Raw genomic sequence first — 18,050 nt, 5'->3', positions numbered from 1 at the left:
CGCTGATGATCCGGCCGGCGGGTCCGCCGCAGCCGGGCAGCCGATCCGGCCGCCTGTGCCCTGCATTTCGTCAGGGGCACCCTATCCGTTGTTTACTTTACCTATGGACATGGACACCCTGCTGGTCGCGCCCGCCGGGCTCGAGCAGGTCGAGGGTGCCCTCGCCCGGTTCTTCGAGGAGTCCAAGGTCCGTGCCGCGAAGGTGGGTCCCGGTTACCACACGCTGTGGGAGACCCTCGAGCGGTGCACGGCCGGGGGCAAGCGGTTCCGCCCCCGCCTGGTGATGTCCGCCTACCAGATGCTCGGCGGGCAGGACCTCGACAACGCTGCCGAGCTCGGCGCCGCCTTCGAGCTCCTGCACACCGCCCTGATCGTGCACGACGACGTGATCGACCGCGACTTCGTCCGCCGCGGGATCCCGAACGTCTCCGGCCACTACCGGGGCGTCGCGGCCGCCGCAGGCATGACACCGGACGGTGCACACCACGTCGGTCTCTCGGCCGGGGTGATCGCCGGGGACCTCGCGCTCTCCAACGCCTACCGGCTGCTCGAACGGGTCGAGGCCGGCGCCGCCACCCGCCGCAGGCTCGGGCAGATCCTCGACGAGGCGGTCTTCGCCTCCGCCGCCGGCGAGTTCCTCGACATCGAGACCTCGCTCGCCCCCACCATGCCTCCCCTCGAGGAGATCGTGCAGATGGCCCGCCTCAAGACCTCCGTCTACTCGTTCGAGGGGCCGCTGCAGGCCGGCGCCGTCCTCGCGGGCGCGGAGGAGCAGGTGATCGTGCGGCTCGGTGAGTTCGGCCGCGACGCCGGCATCGCCTACCAGATCGCCGACGACCTGCTGGGTGTCTTCGGCAACGAGACACGCACGGGGAAGACCAACTGGGGGGACCTGCGCGAGGGCAAGCGGACCGCCCTGATGTCCTACGTGTCCGCGCGGCCCGAGTGGGACAGCATCTCCTCGCTCGTCGGCAGTCCGGGCATGTCCGCGGCGGACGCCGACTTCGTCCGGCGCATCCTGGTCGACAGCGGTGCCAAGGACTACTCCGCGGGCCTCGCGGAGCACTACGCCGCGCGCGCCCGCACGCATCTGGAGTCCGGAGCGGTCCCGGAGGCGCTGCGCTCCGCGCTGGAGCCCGTGGTCACCGCCGTCGTGGACCGGGTGCACTGAGTGGGCGTTGAGGACTCGCTCGCGCGCTACAACGCCGCGGCGCTCAGGACCTCCGCGGAGGTCATCCGCTGCTACTCGACGTCGTTCGGCCTCGCCGCGCGTACGCTCGACCGCACCACCAGGAGCTCCATCGAGGCGGTGTACGCGCTCGTACGCGTCGCCGACGAGATCGTCGACGGCGCCGCCGCCGGGGCCGGCCTGCCGGCGTCGGCCGTCGAGCGGCTGCTCGACGACCTCGAGCGCGAGACGGAGGCCGCCCTGGCGACGGGCTACAGCGCCAATCTCGTGGTGCACGCCTTCGCGGTCACGGCGCGCGCCACCGGGATCGGCACCGACCTGACGCGGCCCTTCTTCGCCTCGATGCGCGCGGACATCACCCAGCGCGAGCACACCCCGGAGTCCTTCGACCTGTACGTCTACGGGTCCGCGGAGGTCGTGGGGCTCATGTGCCTGCGGACGTTCCTCGTCGGTCGGACGGTGACGCCCGAGGAGGACGCCGTCCTCGTCGACGGCGCGCGCCACCTGGGCGCCGCCTTCCAGAAGATCAACTTCCTGCGGGACCTCGCCGAGGACTTCTCCACCCTCGGCCGGAGCTATTTCCCGGGTATCCGGCCCGGCAGCTTCACCGAGGCGGACAAGATCCGGCTGCTGGACGACATCGACGCCGACCTGCGTATCTCCGCCGCGGCCCTCCCGGGCCTGCCGCCCACGCCGCGCCGCGCCGTGGCCCTCGCACAGGGCCTGTTCGCCGAACTCGCCGCCAGACTGCGGCGCACCCCGGCCGACGAACTCCTCCGTGCGAGGATCCGGGTGCCCAACCCGGTGAAGCTCCGCATCCTGGCACAAGCCTTCACCGGTCGCGCGGTACCGGAAGTCACCGCGCAGGAGAGGACGGCATGACACCGAAGCAGGGCGGGCGAACCAGGGTGGGCGCGAAGGACGTCGTCGTCGTCGGCGGCGGGATCGGCGGGCTGGCGACGGCGGCGCTGCTCGCACGCGAGGGCCACTCCGTCACGCTGCTGGAGAAGCGGGACCAGGTGGGAGGACGCGCCGGGTCCTGGGAGCAGGACGGCTTCCGCTTCGACACCGGCCCGTCCTGGTACCTGATGCCCGAGGTGATCGACCACTTCTTCCGCCTCATGGGGACGAGTGCGCAGGAGCAGCTCGAGCTCGTGAAGCTCGATCCCGGCTACCGCGTGATCTTCGAGGACGGTTTCGACACCGTGGACGTGCCCGCGGACCGCGAAGCCGTCACGAAGCTCTTCGAGTCCCTGGAGGCCGGGGCCGGCGAACGGCTCTCGCAGTACCTCGATTCGGCCGAGGACGCCTACGAGATCGCCAAGAAGCGTTTCCTCTACTCGACGTTCCAGTCCTTCCTGCCCTTCATCCGCCCGGACGTCCTCCGGAGGCTGCCCCGGATCGCCTCCCTGCTGCTGCAGCCGCTGCAGTCCTTCGTCGAGAAGCGCTTCACGGACCCCCGCATCCGGCAGATCCTCGGCTACCCGGCGGTGTTCCTGGGCAGTTCGCCCTTCGACGCGCCGAGCATGTACCACCTCATGAGCCACCTCGACCTCGACGACGGCGTGCTCTACCCGATGGGCGGCTTCACCACCCTCATCCAGGCCATGCGCCGCGTCGCCGTCGACGCCGGCGTCGAGATCCGCACGGGTGCCGACGTCGTCTCCATCGACACCGCCCCCCGCACCCCCGGACGGTCGCCACTGGACCGGCAGGCGGCGAGCGTGCGCGCCGTCACCTACCGCGCGGGTGGCGCGACGACGTCGGTCCCCGCCGACATCGTCGTCTCCGCCGCCGACCTCCACCACACAGAGACCACGCTGCTGCCGGCCGAGCTGCAGACGTACCCGGAGCGCTACTGGGAGACGCGTGTCCCCGGACCGAGCGCCCTGCTGCTGTATCTCGGCGTCCGCGGCGGGCTGCCGCAGCTCGACCACCACACCCTGCTCTTCACCACCGACTGGCGCGACAACTTCGGCCGGATCTTCGGGAAGGAGACCTCCGTGCCCACGCCGGCGTCGCTCTACGTCTGCCGGCCCAGCGCGACCGACCACTCGGTGGCTCCGGAGGGCCACGAGAACGTCTTCGTCCTGGTGCCCATCCCGGCGGACGTGACCATCGGCAGGGGAGGGCTCGAGCGCGGGGGAGACGCCCGCGTCGAGGAACTCGCCGACGCCGTGATCGGGCAGATCTCCGAGTGGGCCGGCATCTCCGATCTCGCCGAGCGCATCGTGGTGCGGCGCAGCTACGGACCCCAGGACTTCGCGGAGGACCTCAATGCATGGCGCGGCACGTCCCTCGGGCCGGCGCACATCCTGAAGCAGAGCGCGTTCTTCCGCGGATCGAACCGCAGCGCGAGGGTGGAGAACCTCTTCTACGCGGGCAGCTCCACGGTGCCGGGCATCGGCATCCCCATGTGCCTGATCAGCGCCGAGCTCATCGTGAAGCGCCTGCGCGCGGACACCAGTACGGGCCCGCTGCCGGAGCCCGCGGCCGGCTAGGCGGCAATCACCTGGGGATACTGGGGGTCCCACGTCCTCCCCACCAGACGCAGCGGGCTTGACGCATCCGGGGGAGAGAAGCTATTGGACTTCACGCTGCGCATGCCGTAGTGTAGTTCTTTGCGTCTTCCCTCAAAACTGTGGTTCATTCTAAAAGCGGTAGCCTTCATATAGCGGTGGGCATTGCTCTGCTCTCGTCGTTCGACCGGCCGCCCGGTCGGGAAGCATGCGAGCAGACCCGGTAGGCACTGAGATCCCCGCAGCACACTGCGGTGGCGGTGCCGAGGCGAAAGCGCTGACAAGCCTGACGGTCTGTGGAAGGATCCCTCTTGGTCGCCCCGAGCACCTCTAATAATGCAACCGCTACCAGCCAGGTCGACGCCGACGGCGCCGCACCCCGGCTCTCATTCGCAAAGATTCACGAACCGCTTGATGTCCCCAACCTCCTCGCCCTGCAGACGGACAGCTTCGACTGGCTCGTCGGCAACGAGCGCTGGAAGGCCCGCGTCGAGGAAGCGCTCGAGAAGGGGCTGCAGGGTGTAGCCACCACCTCCGGGCTGGCCGACATCTTCGAGGAGATCTCCCCGATCGAGGACTTCCAGGGCACCATGTCCCTGAGCTTCTCCGAGCCGGAGTTCGCCGATCCCAAGTACACGATGGCCGAGTGCAAGGATCGCGACGCGACCTACTCGGCACCGCTGTACGTCAAGGCCGAGTTCATGAACAACAACACGGGCGAGATCAAGCAGCAGACCGTGTTCATGGGCGACTTCCCCCTCATGACCGACAAGGGCACGTTCGTCATCAACGGCACCGAGCGTGTCGTCGTGTCGCAGCTGGTCCGCTCACCGGGCGCCTACTTCGAGCGCACCGCGGACAAGACCAGCGACAAGGACATCTTCAGCGCGAAGATCATCCCGTCGCGCGGTGCCTGGTTCGAGCTCGAGATCGACAAGCGCGACCAGGTCGGTGTCCGCCTCGACCGCAAGCGCAAGCAGTCCGTCACAGTGCTGCTCAAGGCCCTCGGCTGGACCGAGGCACAGATCCTCGAGGAGTTCGGCCAGTACGACTCCATCCGCGCCACCATGGAGAAGGACGCCACGGAGACCCGCGAGGACGCCCTCCTGGACATCTACCGCAAGCTGCGACCGGGCGAGCCCCCCACGGTCGAGGCTGCCCAGACGCTCCTGGACAACCTGTACTTCAACCCGAAGCGCTACGACCTCGCGAAGGTCGGCCGGTACAAGATCAACCGCAAGCTCGGCATCGACAAGGACCTCACGGATTCGGACGCCTCGGTGCTGAACATCGACGACATCGTCGCGATGATCAAGTTCCTGGTCGCCCTGCACGCCGGCGAGAAGACCCTCGGCGGCAAGCGTGACGGCGGCGACGTCGAGCTCCGCGTCGAGGTCGACGACATCGACCACTTCGGCAACCGCCGCATCCGCGCGGTCGGCGAGCTCATCGAGAACCAGGTCCGCACGGGCCTGTCCCGCATGGAGCGCGTCGTCCGTGAGCGGATGACCACCCAGGACGTCGAGGCGATCACGCCGCAGACCCTGATCAACATCCGCCCCGTCGTCGCCGCGATCAAGGAGTTCTTCGGGACCTCCCAGCTCTCGCAGTTCATGGACCAGAACAACCCGCTCGCCGGACTGACGCACAAGCGTCGCCTGTCCGCGCTGGGCCCGGGTGGTCTGTCCCGTGACCGCGCCGGCATGGAGGTCCGTGACGTCCACCCGTCGCACTACGGCCGCATGTGCCCCATCGAGACCCCTGAAGGCCCGAACATCGGCCTCATCGGTTCGCTCGCCTCGTACGGCCGTATCAACGCGTTCGGCTTCATCGAGACCCCGTACCGCAAGGTCGTCGACGGCATCGTCACCGACCAGATCGACTACCTGACCGCCGACGACGAGGTGGAGCGCCTCATCGCCCAGGCGAACGCGCCCCTCGACGCGAAGAACACGTTCACCGAGGACATGGTCCTCGTGCGGACGCGCGGTGGTTCCGGTGAGCCCGTGCTCGTCGAGCCCTCCGAGGTCGAGTACATGGACGTCTCCCCGCGCCAGATGGTGTCCGTCGCCACCGCGATGATCCCGTTCCTGGAGCACGACGACGCCAACCGCGCCCTCATGGGTGCGAACATGCAGCGCCAGGCCGTCCCCCTGCTCCGTTCCGAGCGTCCCCTCGTGGGCACCGGCATGGAGAAGAACGCGGCCGTCGACGCCGGTGACGCCGTCACCGCGACGAAGGCAGGCGTGGTCAACGAGGTGTCGGCCGACCTGGTCAGCGTCCTCAACGACGACGGCACGGAGACGAACTACCCGATCATGAAGTTCGCCCGCTCGAACCAGGGCAACGCGTACAACCAGCGCGTCCTGGTCTCCGAGGGCGACCGCGTCGAGTACAACACGATCATCGCCGACGGTCCCTCCACGGACCAGGGCGAGCTCGCGCTCGGCAAGAACATGCTCGTCGCGTTCATGTCCTGGGAGGGTCACAACTTCGAGGACGCGATCATCCTGTCGCAGCGCATCGTCTCCGACGATGTCCTGACGTCGATCCACATCGAGGAGCACGAAGTCGATGCCCGCGACACCAAGCTCGGTGCCGAGGAGATCACGCGTGACATCCCGAACGTCTCCGAGGAGGTCCTCGGTGCTCTCGACGAGCGCGGCATCATCCACATCGGTGCCGAGGTCGAGGCGGGCGACATCCTCGTCGGCCGTGTCACCCCCAAGGGCGAGACGGAACTGACTCCGGAGGAGCGCCTGCTGCGCGCCATCTTCGGCGAGAAGAGCCGCGAGGTCCGCGACACGTCGCTGAAGGTGCCCCACGGCGAGTCGGGAACGGTCATCGGCGTGCGGATCTTCGACCGCGACAACGACGACGAGCTGCCCCCGGGCGTCAACCAGCTGGTCCGCGTGTATGTGGCGCAGAAGCGCAAGATCACGGACGGCGACAAGCTGGCCGGCCGCCACGGCAACAAGGGCGTCATCTCCAAGATCCTGCCGATCGAGGACATGCCGTTCCTGGAGGACGGGACCCCCGTCGACATCGTCCTGAACCCGCTCGGCGTCCCCGGACGCATGAACGTCGGCCAGGTCCTCGAGATCCACCTCGGCTGGGCAGCCAAGCAGGGCTGGAAGATCGAGGGCGAGCCCGAGTGGATGAAGAACCTCCCGAACCTCCCCCGGGAGATCGCATCGACCACCGTCGCCACCCCCGTGTTCGACGGCGCCACCGAGGACGAGATCGTCGGCCTGCTCGGTTCCACGAACGTCACCCGCGACGGACAGCGCCTCATCGGCGAGTCCGGCAAGGCGCGGCTGTTCGACGGCCGCTCCGGCGAGCCGTTCCCGGACCCGATCTCCGTGGGCTACATGTACATCCTGAAGCTCCACCACCTGGTGGACGACAAGATCCACGCCCGCTCCACCGGTCCGTACTCGATGATCACGCAGCAGCCGCTGGGTGGTAAGGCGCAGTTCGGTGGCCAGCGCTTCGGTGAGATGGAGGTGTGGGCCCTCGAGGCCTACGGTGCGGCGTACACGCTGCAGGAACTCCTGACCATCAAGTCGGACGACATCCACGGACGCGTGAAGGTGTACGAGGCCATCGTGAAGGGCGAGAACATCCCCGAGCCGGGTGTCCCCGAGTCCTTCAAGGTCCTGATCAAGGAAATGCAGTCGCTCTGCCTGAACGTGGAAGTCCTCTCCACCGACGGCACCACGATCGAGATGCGTGACTCGGATGAAGAAGTCTTCCGGGCCGCGGAGGAACTGGGCATCGACCTCTCACGGGCCGAGCCGAGTTCTGTCGAAGAGGTCTAGGTTTCATGGCGCCGGTCCGGTCCGGTGCCCGGAACGGCGGCAACGAAATTTCCGCGGCCGCTGGGCGGCCTTGAAATATTGAAGCCGCCTTCCTCCGGACACCTCCCCGGACCGGCGTCGACCTGGCTTTTCGCCGCACCCCACGAGACTTCAAGAATTTAGAGAACAAAGAGAGAACAGGGACCATATGTCCAGCGAATCCTCCTTCGGCCTCATGCAGATCGGCCTCGCCACCGCGGATGAAATCCGTGGCTGGTCGTACGGTGAGGTCAAGAAGCCGGAAACCATCAACTACCGCACGCTCAAGCCCGAGAAGGACGGCCTCTTCTGCGAGAAGATCTTCGGCCCTTCCCGTGACTGGGAGTGCTACTGCGGCAAGTACAAGCGCGTGCGCTTCAAGGGCATCATCTGTGAGCGCTGCGGCGTCGAGGTGACGCGTGCCAAGGTGCGCCGCGAGCGCATGGGCCACATCGAGCTCGCCGCTCCCGTCACGCACATCTGGTACTTCAAGGGCGTGCCCTCACGCCTCGGCTACCTCCTCGACCTCGCCCCCAAGGACCTCGAGAAGGTCATCTACTTCGCCGCGTACATGATCACCTCGGTGGACGAGGAGAACCGCCACGCCGAGCTGCCCAACCTCCAGGCCGAGCACGACCTCGAGAAGAAGCAGATGACGGACCAGCGCGACTCCGACATCGCCACGATCGCCCGCGACCTCGAGGACGAGCTCGCTCGCCTCGAAGGTGAAGGCGCGAAGGCCGCCGACAAGAAGAAGGCCCGAGACTCGGCCGACCGCCAGATGGCGAACGTCCGCAAGCGTGCCGATGCCGACATCGAGCGCCTCGTCCAGGTTTGGGAGCGCTTCAAGAGCCTCAAGGTCGCCGACCTCGAGGGCGACGAAGGCCTCTACCGCGAGCTGCGCGACCGCTACGGACTGTACTTCGAGGGCTCGATGGGAGCCGAGGCGATCAAGAAGCGCCTCGAGAACTTCGACATGCCCGCCGAGGCCGAGCTGCTGCGCGACATCATCCAGAACGGCAAGGGACAGCGCAAGACGCGTGCCCTGAAGCGCCTCAAGGTGGTCAACGCGTTCCTCACGACGACGAACAGCCCCCTGGGCATGGTCCTCGACGCCGTGCCGGTGATCCCGCCGGAACTGCGCCCGATGGTCCAGCTCGACGGTGGCCGTTTCGCGACGTCCGACCTCAACGACCTGTACCGCCGCGTCATCAACCGCAACAACCGCCTCAAGCGCCTGCTCGATCTCGGTGCCCCCGAGATCATCGTGAACAACGAGAAGCGCATGCTGCAGGAAGCGGTCGACTCCCTGTTCGACAACGGCCGTCGCGGCCGTCCCGTCACCGGACCGGGCAACCGTCCCCTGAAGTCCCTCTCGGACATGCTCAAGGGCAAGCAGGGTCGTTTCCGCCAGAACCTCCTCGGCAAGCGCGTCGACTACTCGGGCCGTTCGGTCATCGTCGTCGGCCCTCAGCTGAAGCTGCACCAGTGCGGTCTGCCCAAGCAGATGGCCCTGGAGCTCTTCAAGCCGTTCGTGATGAAGCGCCTGGTCGACCTCAACCACGCGCAGAACATCAAGAGCGCCAAGCGCATGGTCGAGCGCTACCGTCCGCAGGTCTGGGACGTGCTCGAGGAGATCATCACCGAGCACCCCGTGCTGCTGAACCGTGCACCCACCTTGCACCGTCTCGGCATCCAGGCGTTCGAGCCGCAGCTCGTCGAGGGCAAGGCGCTCCAGCTCCACCCCCTGGTCTGTGGTGCGTTCAACGCCGACTTCGACGGCGACCAGATGGCGGTGCACCTGCCGCTGAGCCCCGAGGCCCAGGCCGAGGCGCGCATCCTGATGCTCTCCTCGAACAACATCCTGAAGCCGTCGGACGGCCGTCCGGTCACCCTGCCCTCGCAGGACATGATCATCGGTCTGCACCACCTCACCACCAAGCGTGAGGGAAGTGCCGGCGAAGGCCGCGTCTTCACCAGCATGGCCGAGGCGATCATGGCGTTCGACATGGGCTCCCTCCACCTCAACTCGGTGGTCCGGATCCGCGTGGACAACTTCGTGCCCAGCGCCGACATCGCCGCTCCCGAGGGCTGGGAGCCGGGTACCCCCGCGCTCATCGAAACCTCACTCGGACAGGTCCTGTTCAACGAGACGCTTCCCCTGGACTACCCCTGGGTGGAGAAGGTCGCCGACAAGGGCCAGCTCTCGACGATCGTCAACGATCTCGCGGAGCGGTACCCGAAGGTGGTCACCGCGGCGACGCTGGACAACCTGAAGGACGCCGGTTTCTACTGGGCCACGCGCTCGGGCGTCACCGTCGCGATCTCGGACATCTCCGCGCCGATCAACAAGGCCGGCATCATGGAGGGCTACGAGACGCAGGCCGCCAAGGTCCAGTCGCAGTTCGACAAGGGCCTCATCGCCGACGAGGAGCGCCGTCAGGAGCTCATCGACATCTGGAACAAGGCGACCAACGAGGTTGCCGCATCCATGCGCGACGCGATGCCGAAGGACAACACCATCAACCGCATGGTGTCCTCCGGTGCCCGTGGCAACTGGCTGCAGGTCCGCCAGATCGCCGGTATCCGTGGCCTCGTGGCCAACCCGAAGGGCGAGATCATCCCTCGTCCGATCAAGTCCTCGTACCGCGAGGGCCTGTCGGTCCTGGAGTACTTCATCGCGACGCACGGTGCCCGTAAGGGCCTCGCCGACACCGCCCTGCGGACGGCCAACTCGGGTTACCTGACCCGTCGCCTGGTCGACGTCTCGCAGGACGTCATCGTCCGCGAGGACGACTGCGGTACCGAGCGCGGCCTGAAGGTCACCATCGCCGTGCCGAACGCCGACGGCGAGCTGGTGCTGCACGAGGAGGTCGAGAACTCGGCGTACGCACGTACGCTGGCCACCGACGTCCTCGACTCCAAGGGCGCGGTGCTCGCTGCGGCGGGCTCCGACGTCGGAGACGTGCTCATCGGTGAGCTGTTCGAGGCGGGCATCTCGGACATCAAGGTGCGCTCCGTGCTCACCTGCGAGTCCAGCGTCGGTACCTGTGCGCTCTGCTACGGCCGCTCGCTCGCGACCGGCAAGACCGTGGACATCGGCGAGGCCGTCGGCATCATCGCCGCACAGTCCATCGGTGAGCCCGGTACGCAGCTGACCATGCGTACCTTCCACACCGGCGGTGTGGCCTCCGCGGAGGACATCACCCAGGGTCTGCCGCGTATCCAGGAGCTCTTCGAGGCGCGTACCCCCAAGGGTGTCGCCCCGATCTCCGAGGTCGCAGGGCGTGTCACCATCGAGGATGCCGAGAAGCAGCTTCGCCTGGTGGTCACCCCCGACGACGGATCCGAGGAGATCGCGTACCCGGTCCTGCGCCGTGCACGCCTCCTGGTGGCGGACGGCGACCACGTCGAGGTCGGGCAGCAGCTCGTCTTCGGTGCGGTCGACCCGAAGCAGATCCTGCGCATCCTCGGCCCCCGCAAGGCCCAGGAGTTCCTGGTCGACGAGGTGCAGCGCGTGTACCGCAGCCAGGGCGTGGGCATCCACGACAAGCACGTGGAGGTCATCGTCCGCCAGATGCTGCGTCGCGTCACCGTGATCGAGTCCGGCGAGTCGGACCTGCTCCCCGGTGAGCTGGCAGAGCGTCGCCGCTTCGAGGACGAGAACCGCCGCGTGGTGTCCGAGGGCAAGAAGCCGGCCTCCGGCCGTCCCGAGCTCATGGGCATCACCAAGGCGTCGCTCGCCACCGAGTCGTGGCTGTCGGCCGCTTCCTTCCAGGAGACCACGCGTGTCCTCACGCAGGCCGCCATGGAAGGCAAGAGCGATCCGCTGCTCGGCCTCAAGGAGAACGTCATCATCGGTAAGCTCATCCCGGCCGGTACCGGCCTGGACCGCTACACCAAGGTGACCGTCGAGCCCACCGAGGACGCCAAGGCGAACCTCTTCACCGGTCCGAGCGCGTTCAGCGACTTCGACTACGCCGGTGTCGAGGGCGGCCTGAGCCCCGAGTTCCATGCCATCCCGCTGGACGATTACGACATGGGCAACAGCGACTTCCGCTAGGAAGACCGCGAGGGTGGCACCGGCTGGAGGCCGGTGCCGCCCGGTGCCCGAGAGGCCCCGGACCGAACCTGGTCCGGGGCCTCTCCCGTCCGCAGCGGCACCCCTACCACACGGGGGAGGGCCGCCCGCGTGGGACGACATCCGATCTCTGGTAGACTTGGGACCAATTGTTTGTGTGGCAGTGGATCGGCGTTGCGAAACGTATCTCCGTGCTGTACGTAGGTTGTACAGCGAATGCCACATTTTCGCACGCCTTCAGTCGTTCTGCGGCAGCTTGTCAGTTGGTGGTGCGCCAAACGACTGATCATCCCGACCTCCGGACCGCGCGGCCCTGCGAAGCCGCCGCGACCGCGGAGTAGGGCGACAGGAATCTCATCTTCAGACATTACGGAGAACACGAAAGTGCCTACGATCAACCAGCTGGTCCGCAAGGGCCGGTCACCTAAGGTCTCCAAGACCAAGGCGCCCGCACTGAAGGGCAGCCCCATGAAGCGCGGCGTTTGCACCCGCGTCTACACCACCACCCCGAAGAAGCCGAACTCGGCTCTCCGCAAGGTCGCCCGCGTGCGTCTGAACGGTGGCATCGAAGTGACCGCGTACATCCCCGGCGTCGGTCACAACCTTCAGGAACACTCCATCGTGCTCGTGCGCGGTGGCCGTGTGAAGGACCTCCCCGGTGTCCGCTACAAGATCGTCCGTGGCGCGCTGGATACCCAGGGCGTGAAGAACCGCAAGCAGGCTCGCAGCCGCTACGGCGCAAAGATGGAGAAGAAGTAATATGCCTCGTAAGGGCCCGGCCCCGAAGCGGCCGCTCGTTGTAGATCCCGTCTACGGTTCGCCCCTGGTCACGCAGCTGATCAACAAGGTGCTTGTCGACGGCAAGAAGTCCACCGCAGAGCGCATCGTCTACGGTGCCCTGGAAGGCGCACGCGCCAAGTCCGGCGGCGATCCCGTGGCAGCACTGAAGAAGGCCATGGACAACGTCAAGCCGACCCTCGAGGTCCGCTCACGCCGCGTCGGTGGCGCCACCTACCAGGTCCCCGTCGAGGTCAAGCCCGGTCGTTCCACCGCCCTGGCCCTCCGCTGGCTCGTCGGCTACTCCAAGGCCCGCCGCGAGAAGACGATGACCGAGCGCCTGCAGAACGAGATCCTCGACGCCTCCAACGGCCTCGGTGCCGCTGTGAAGCGCCGCGAGGACACGCACAAGATGGCTGAGTCCAACAAGGCCTTCGCACACTACCGCTGGTAGTCAGGGCTGCCGGTCGGGCCGTCACCCACAAGGGGCGGCCCGGCCGCTAGGCCAGCAGAACTCCATTCTCGTCAAAAGGGAGACACCGTGGCACAGGACGTGCTTACCGACCTCAACAAGGTCCGCAATATCGGCATCATGGCCCACATCGATGCCGGCAAGACCACTACTACCGAGCGCATCCTGTTCTACACGGGTGTAAACCACAAGATCGGCGAGACGCACGACGGTGCCTCCACCACCGACTGGATGGAACAGGAGAAGGAGCGCGGCATCACCATCACGTCTGCCGCCGTGACCTGCTTCTGGGAGAACAACCAGATCAACATCATCGACACCCCCGGGCACGTCGACTTCACCGTCGAGGTGGAGCGTTCGCTCCGCGTCCTCGACGGCGCCGTCGCGGTGTTCGACGGCAAGGAGGGCGTGGAGCCCCAGTCGGAGACCGTCTGGCGCCAGGCCGACAAGTACGAAGTGCCCCGCATCTGCTTCGTCAACAAGATGGACAAGCTGGGCGCCGACTTCTACTTCACCGTCGACACCATCATCAGCCGCCTGGGCGCGAAGCCCCTCGTGCTGCAGCTCCCCATCGGCGCCGAGAACGACTTCGTCGGCGTCGTGGACCTGCTCTACATGCGTGCCCTCGTGTGGCCCGGCGACTCCAAGGGTGACGTGACCATGGGTGCCAAGTACGAGATCCAGGAGATCCCCGCCGATCTCAAGGAGAGGGCCGAGGAGTACCGCGCGACCCTCGTCGAGACCGTCGCCGAGTCCTCCGACGAGCTCATGAACAAGTACCTCGAGGGCGAGGAGATCTCGATCGAGGAGCTGAAGGCCGGCATCCGCAAGATGACGATCAACTCCGAGCTCTACCCGATCCTCTGCGGTTCCGCGTTCAAGAACCGCGGTGTGCAGCCGATGCTCGACGCCGTCATCGACTACCTGCCGTCGCCGCTGGACGTCCCCCCGATGATCGGTCACGATCCCCGCAACGAGGAGACCGAGCTGACGCGCAAGCCCAGCACGGAAGAGCCGTTCTCGGCCCTCGCGTTCAAGGTCGCCACGCACCCCTTCTTCGGTCAGCTGACCTTCATCCGCGTGTACTCCGGCCAGATCTCGGCCGGCACGCAGGTGACGAACTCGACGAAGACCAAGAAGGAGCGCATCGGCAAGCTGTTCCAGATGCACGCCAACAAGGAGATCCCCGTGGAGGAGGCCCTCGCCGGTCACATCTACGCGGCCATCGGCCTGAAGGACACCACCACCGGTGACACCCTGTCCGACTCGGCGAACCAGATCGTCCTCGAGTCCATGAGCTTCCCGGAGCCCGTGATCTCGGTGGCCATCGAGCCGAAGACGAAGGGCGACCAGGAGAAGCTGTCCACCGCCATCCAGAAGCTCTCGGCCGAGGATCCCACCTTCCAGGTGTCCCTCAACGAGGACACCGGGCAGACGATCATCGCCGGCATGGGCGAGCTCCACCTGGACATCCTGGTGGACCGCATGCGCCGCGAGTTCAAGGTCGAGGCGAACGTGGGCAAGCCCCAGGTCGCCTACCGCGAGACGATCAAGCGCTCCGTCGCCAAGCACGACTACACGCACAAGAAGCAGACCGGTGGTTCGGGTCAGTTCGCGAAGATCCAGATCGCGATCGAGCCCCTCGACACCTCAGAGGGCGAGCTCTACTCGTTCGACAACAAGGTCACCGGTGGCCGCGTGCCGCGCGAGTACATCCCGAGTGTCGACGCCGGCATCCAGGATGCACTCAACGACGGTGTTCTCGCGGGCTACCCCGTGGTCGGCATCAAGGCGACCCTGCTCGACGGCGCCTACCACGACGTCGACTCCTCGGAGATGGCGTTCAAGATCGCCGGCCGCATGGCGTTCAAGGAGGCCGCGCGCATGGCACAGCCCGTGCTGCTCGAGCCGCTCATGGACGTCGAGGTGCGCACTCCTGAGGAGTACATGGGCGAGGTCATCGGCGACCTGAACTCGCGCCGTGGCCAGATGCAGTCCATGGAGGACGCGAGCGGCGTGAAGGTCATCCGCGCCCACGTGCCCCTGTCGGGCATGTTCGGCTACATCGGCGACCTGCGGTCGAAGACCCAGGGCCGCGCCGTGTACTCGATGCAGTTCGACAGCTACTCGGAGGTCCCGAAGGCAGTAGCCGACGAGATCATCCAGAAGACGCGCGGCGAGTAGCCCCCGAGACGGGATACCGGAGAGCGGGTCGGCCTGTCCAAGGGCGGGCCGACCCGCCTTCCAGCCGCTGGATCACCCGGTCCCGCGGCGAACGGCAATTTCATCAAAACCAAAGCCCCCCAGTAGACTTGCATGAGTTTCAGCTGCGAAAAGCGCGGCTGGGAAGCAGATCTTCTCAAACGTTCTAGGAGGAACCCGTGGCGAAGGCAAAGTTCGAGCGGACTAAGCCGCACGTTAACATCGGCACCATCGGTCACGTCGACCATGGCAAGACGACGTTGACGGCTGCCATTTCCAAGGTGCTGTACGACAAGTACCCCACTCTCAACGAGCAGCGTGACTTCGCGTCGATCGACTCGGCTCCCGAGGAGAAGCAGCGCGGCATCACCATCAACATCTCGCACGTCGAGTACCAGACCGAGAAGCGCCACTACGCACACGTGGACGCCCCCGGTCACGCCGACTACATCAAGAACATGATCACGGGTGCGGCGCAGATGGACGGCGCCATCCTCGTTGTCGCCGCGACGGACGGCCCCATGGCCCAGACCCGCGAGCACGTTCTGCTCGCCCGCCAGGTCGGCGTTCCCTACCTGCTGGTCGCGCTGAACAAGTCCGACATGGTCGACGACGAGGAACTGCTCGATCTCGTCGAGATGGAGGTGCGTGAGCTCCTCAGCTCGCAGGGCTTCGACGGTGACGACGCTCCCGTCGTGCGCGTCTCCGGCCTGAAGGCCCTCGAGGGCGACGCCGAGTGGGTCAAGTCCGTCGAGGACCTCATGGAAGCCGTTGACAACAACGTTCCTGATCCCATCCGCGACAAGGACAAGCCGTTCCTCATGCCTGTCGAGGACGTCTTCACGATCACCGGTCGTGGAACCGTCGTCACGGGCCGCGCCGAGCGTGGAACCCTCGCCATCAACTCCGAGGTCGAGATCGTCGGTATCCGTCCGGTCCAGAAGACCACGGTCACCGGTATCGAAATGTTCCACAAGCAGCTCGACGAGGCCTGGGCCGGCGAGAACTGTGGTCTGCTGCTCCGCGGCATCAAGCGTGAAGACGTAGAGCGTGGCCAGGTCATCGTGAAGCCGGGTTCCATCACCCCGCACACCGACTTCGAGGCCAACGTCTACATCCTGGCCAAGGACGAGGGCGGGCGTCACAACCCGTTCTACTCGAACTACCGCCCGCAGTTCTACTTCCGCACCACGGACGTGACCGGCGTCATCACCCTCCCCGAGGGCACCGAGATGGTCATGCCCGGCGACAACACCGAGATGAGCGTCGAGCTCATCCAGCCGATCGCCATGGAAGAGGGCCTCGGCTTCGCTATCCGCGAAGGCGGCCGTACCGTCGGTTCGGGACGTGTCACCAAGATCCTCAAGTAGTCCTTCCGACTGCTGACCGATCAGAGAGAGGCCCCGTTGCTCCGGCAGCGGGGCCTTTCTCTTCGCAGGGCCGACCCAGCAGGAGGACTCCCCGTCCCCGTCCTCGGGGCGGGAATCGAGGACGCCGTGGTGCAGCCGGTGGTTGTGACAGTCGGCCTACGGGGGCTCGACCACTCCGCGAGCGGAACGACGACGGGTCTGATCGACTGCCCCGTCGGCGGGGGAGTAGCGCACATCACCCGGGCCCGCGTCCCGTCGGTTCGCAATCGTCAGGGCAATCTGCGACACTAGATAAGTTGTTCAAGTGCTCACGCGCGTGGTCTGAGACTTCATCCCGGTCGGGATAATGCCCGATGCAGGGATCAGGTCCGCCGAATCGCGTGGCCCAAATATAATCCACCCCGTTCGGCCCTGCCGGAATCAGCGGAGCGTGTGTGTCCAGATTGTGGTTTCCCCACAGCGCGACACGCCCGAGCGCGGGGGTCGGAGCCCTGGCAGGGTGAGGAACCCGGATTCTTCCGGATTCAGTCTGCTCAGGAAGCGTCGTACAACGGGCGCAGGAAATGTACGCATGTACCGGAACTGCCCAGGCAGTTAGAGAGAGAGTCGAGACGCCATGGCGGGACAGAAAATCCGCATCCGGCTGAAGTCATATGACCACGAGGTCATCGATGTTTCAGCACGGAAGATCGTTGAGACGGTGACGCGCGCAGGCGCAACGGTAGTGGGCCCCGTGCCCCTGCCCACGGAGAAGAACGTATTCGTTGTCATCCGGTCCCCGCACAAGTACAAGGACAGCCGTGAGCACTTCGAAATGCGTACTCACAAGCGTCTGATCGACATCATTGATCCCACGCCCAAGGCCGTCGATTCGCTGATGCGTCTCGATCTGCCTGCGGACGTGAACATCGAAATCAAGCTGTAAGGGAGAGCGGATACACATGTCTACTTCACTTACGCGCCAGGTCAAGGGCCTGCTGGGCGTCAAGCTCGGCATGACCCAGGTCTGGGACGAGAACAACGTCCTCATCCCCGTCACCGTCGTCCAGGCTGACTCCAACGTCATCACGCAGCTCCTCAGCGCGGACAAGGACGGCTACACGGCCGTCCAGATCGGCTTCGGCCAGATCGATCCCCGCAAGGTCACCAAGCCGCTCGCCGGACACTTCGAGAAGGCAGGCGTCACGCCCCGCCGTCACGTCGTCGAGCTGCGCACCTCCGACGCCGAGAGCTACTCGCTCGGCCAGGAGCTCTCCGTCGAGATGTTCGAGGCCGGCCAGACGGTCGACGTCATCGGCACCACCAAGGGCAAGGGCTTCGCCGGCGTCATGAAGCGTCACGGCTTCCACGGTGTCGGCGCCTCGCACGGTGCCCACAAGAACCACCGCAAGCCCGGTTCCATCGGTGGAGCATCCACCCCCAGCCGCGTCTTCCGTGGAATGAAAATGGCAGGCCGTATGGGTGCCGTTCGTCAGACCACGCTGAACCTCCGCGTTCACGCTGTCGACGCCGAGAAGTCGCTGCTGCTGATCAAGGGTGCCGTCCCCGGCGCCCGCGGCCAGGTCGTCCTCGTACGCACCGCCGTGAAGGGAGCATAGCCA

At 66.3% G+C, this 18,050-nt stretch carries 11 protein-coding genes; all 11 read left to right on the top strand.

Annotation, left to right across the window (positions count from 1 at the left end; all coding sequences use genetic code 11):
• Positions 1–103: 103 nt before the first annotated feature.
• Positions 104–1,171, top strand: coding sequence for a polyprenyl synthetase family protein (locus ACX80N_RS00795; RefSeq protein WP_459337907.1), 1,068 nt, complete (start codon positions 104–106; stop codon positions 1,169–1,171).
• Complete coding sequence (locus tag ACX80N_RS00790) at positions 1,172–2,071, top strand: phytoene/squalene synthase family protein (protein WP_459337906.1); 900 nt, start codon at positions 1,172–1,174, stop codon at positions 2,069–2,071.
• Positions 2,068–3,690, top strand: coding sequence for a phytoene desaturase family protein (gene crtI, locus ACX80N_RS00785; protein WP_459337905.1), 1,623 nt, complete (start codon positions 2,068–2,070; stop codon positions 3,688–3,690). The genes ACX80N_RS00790 and crtI overlap by 4 nt, the downstream gene beginning before the upstream one ends.
• 329 nt (positions 3,691–4,019) lie before the next feature.
• A complete protein-coding gene (gene rpoB / locus ACX80N_RS00780; protein WP_105032930.1) occupies positions 4,020–7,529 on the top strand; it encodes a DNA-directed RNA polymerase subunit beta in 3,510 nt (1,169 codons plus the stop codon).
• A gap of 187 nt (positions 7,530–7,716) precedes the next feature.
• Positions 7,717–11,610, top strand: coding sequence for a DNA-directed RNA polymerase subunit beta' (locus tag ACX80N_RS00775; RefSeq protein ID WP_105032929.1), 3,894 nt, complete (start codon positions 7,717–7,719; stop codon positions 11,608–11,610).
• Positions 11,611–12,012: 402 nt separating this feature from the next.
• Entirely contained in the window at positions 12,013–12,387 is a 375-nt protein-coding gene (gene rpsL / locus ACX80N_RS00770; protein ID WP_026545668.1) for a 30S ribosomal protein S12, read from the top strand.
• Position 12,388: 1 nt separating this feature from the next.
• Entirely contained in the window at positions 12,389–12,859 is a 471-nt protein-coding gene (gene rpsG / locus ACX80N_RS00765; RefSeq protein WP_043440595.1) for a 30S ribosomal protein S7, read from the top strand.
• 87 nt (positions 12,860–12,946) lie between these two features.
• Positions 12,947–15,061: an elongation factor G gene (gene fusA, locus ACX80N_RS00760; RefSeq protein WP_105032928.1), complete on the top strand. Its 2,115-nt coding sequence runs from the start codon at positions 12,947–12,949 to the stop codon at positions 15,059–15,061.
• 197 nt (positions 15,062–15,258) lie between these two features.
• Positions 15,259–16,449, top strand: coding sequence for an elongation factor Tu (gene tuf / locus ACX80N_RS00755; RefSeq protein ID WP_105032927.1), 1,191 nt, complete (start codon positions 15,259–15,261; stop codon positions 16,447–16,449).
• Between the two features lie 616 nt (positions 16,450–17,065).
• Entirely contained in the window at positions 17,066–17,374 is a 309-nt protein-coding gene (gene rpsJ, locus ACX80N_RS00750; RefSeq protein WP_026531952.1) for a 30S ribosomal protein S10, read from the top strand.
• 16 nt (positions 17,375–17,390) lie between these two features.
• Complete coding sequence (gene rplC, locus ACX80N_RS00745; protein WP_459337904.1) at positions 17,391–18,047, top strand: 50S ribosomal protein L3; 657 nt, start codon at positions 17,391–17,393, stop codon at positions 18,045–18,047.
• The last annotated feature ends 3 nt before the right edge of the window (positions 18,048–18,050 follow it).

It is taken from the genome of Arthrobacter sp. MDT2-16 (genome assembly GCF_054510925.1).
This window is presented reverse-complemented; position numbering and strand designations above follow the sequence as displayed.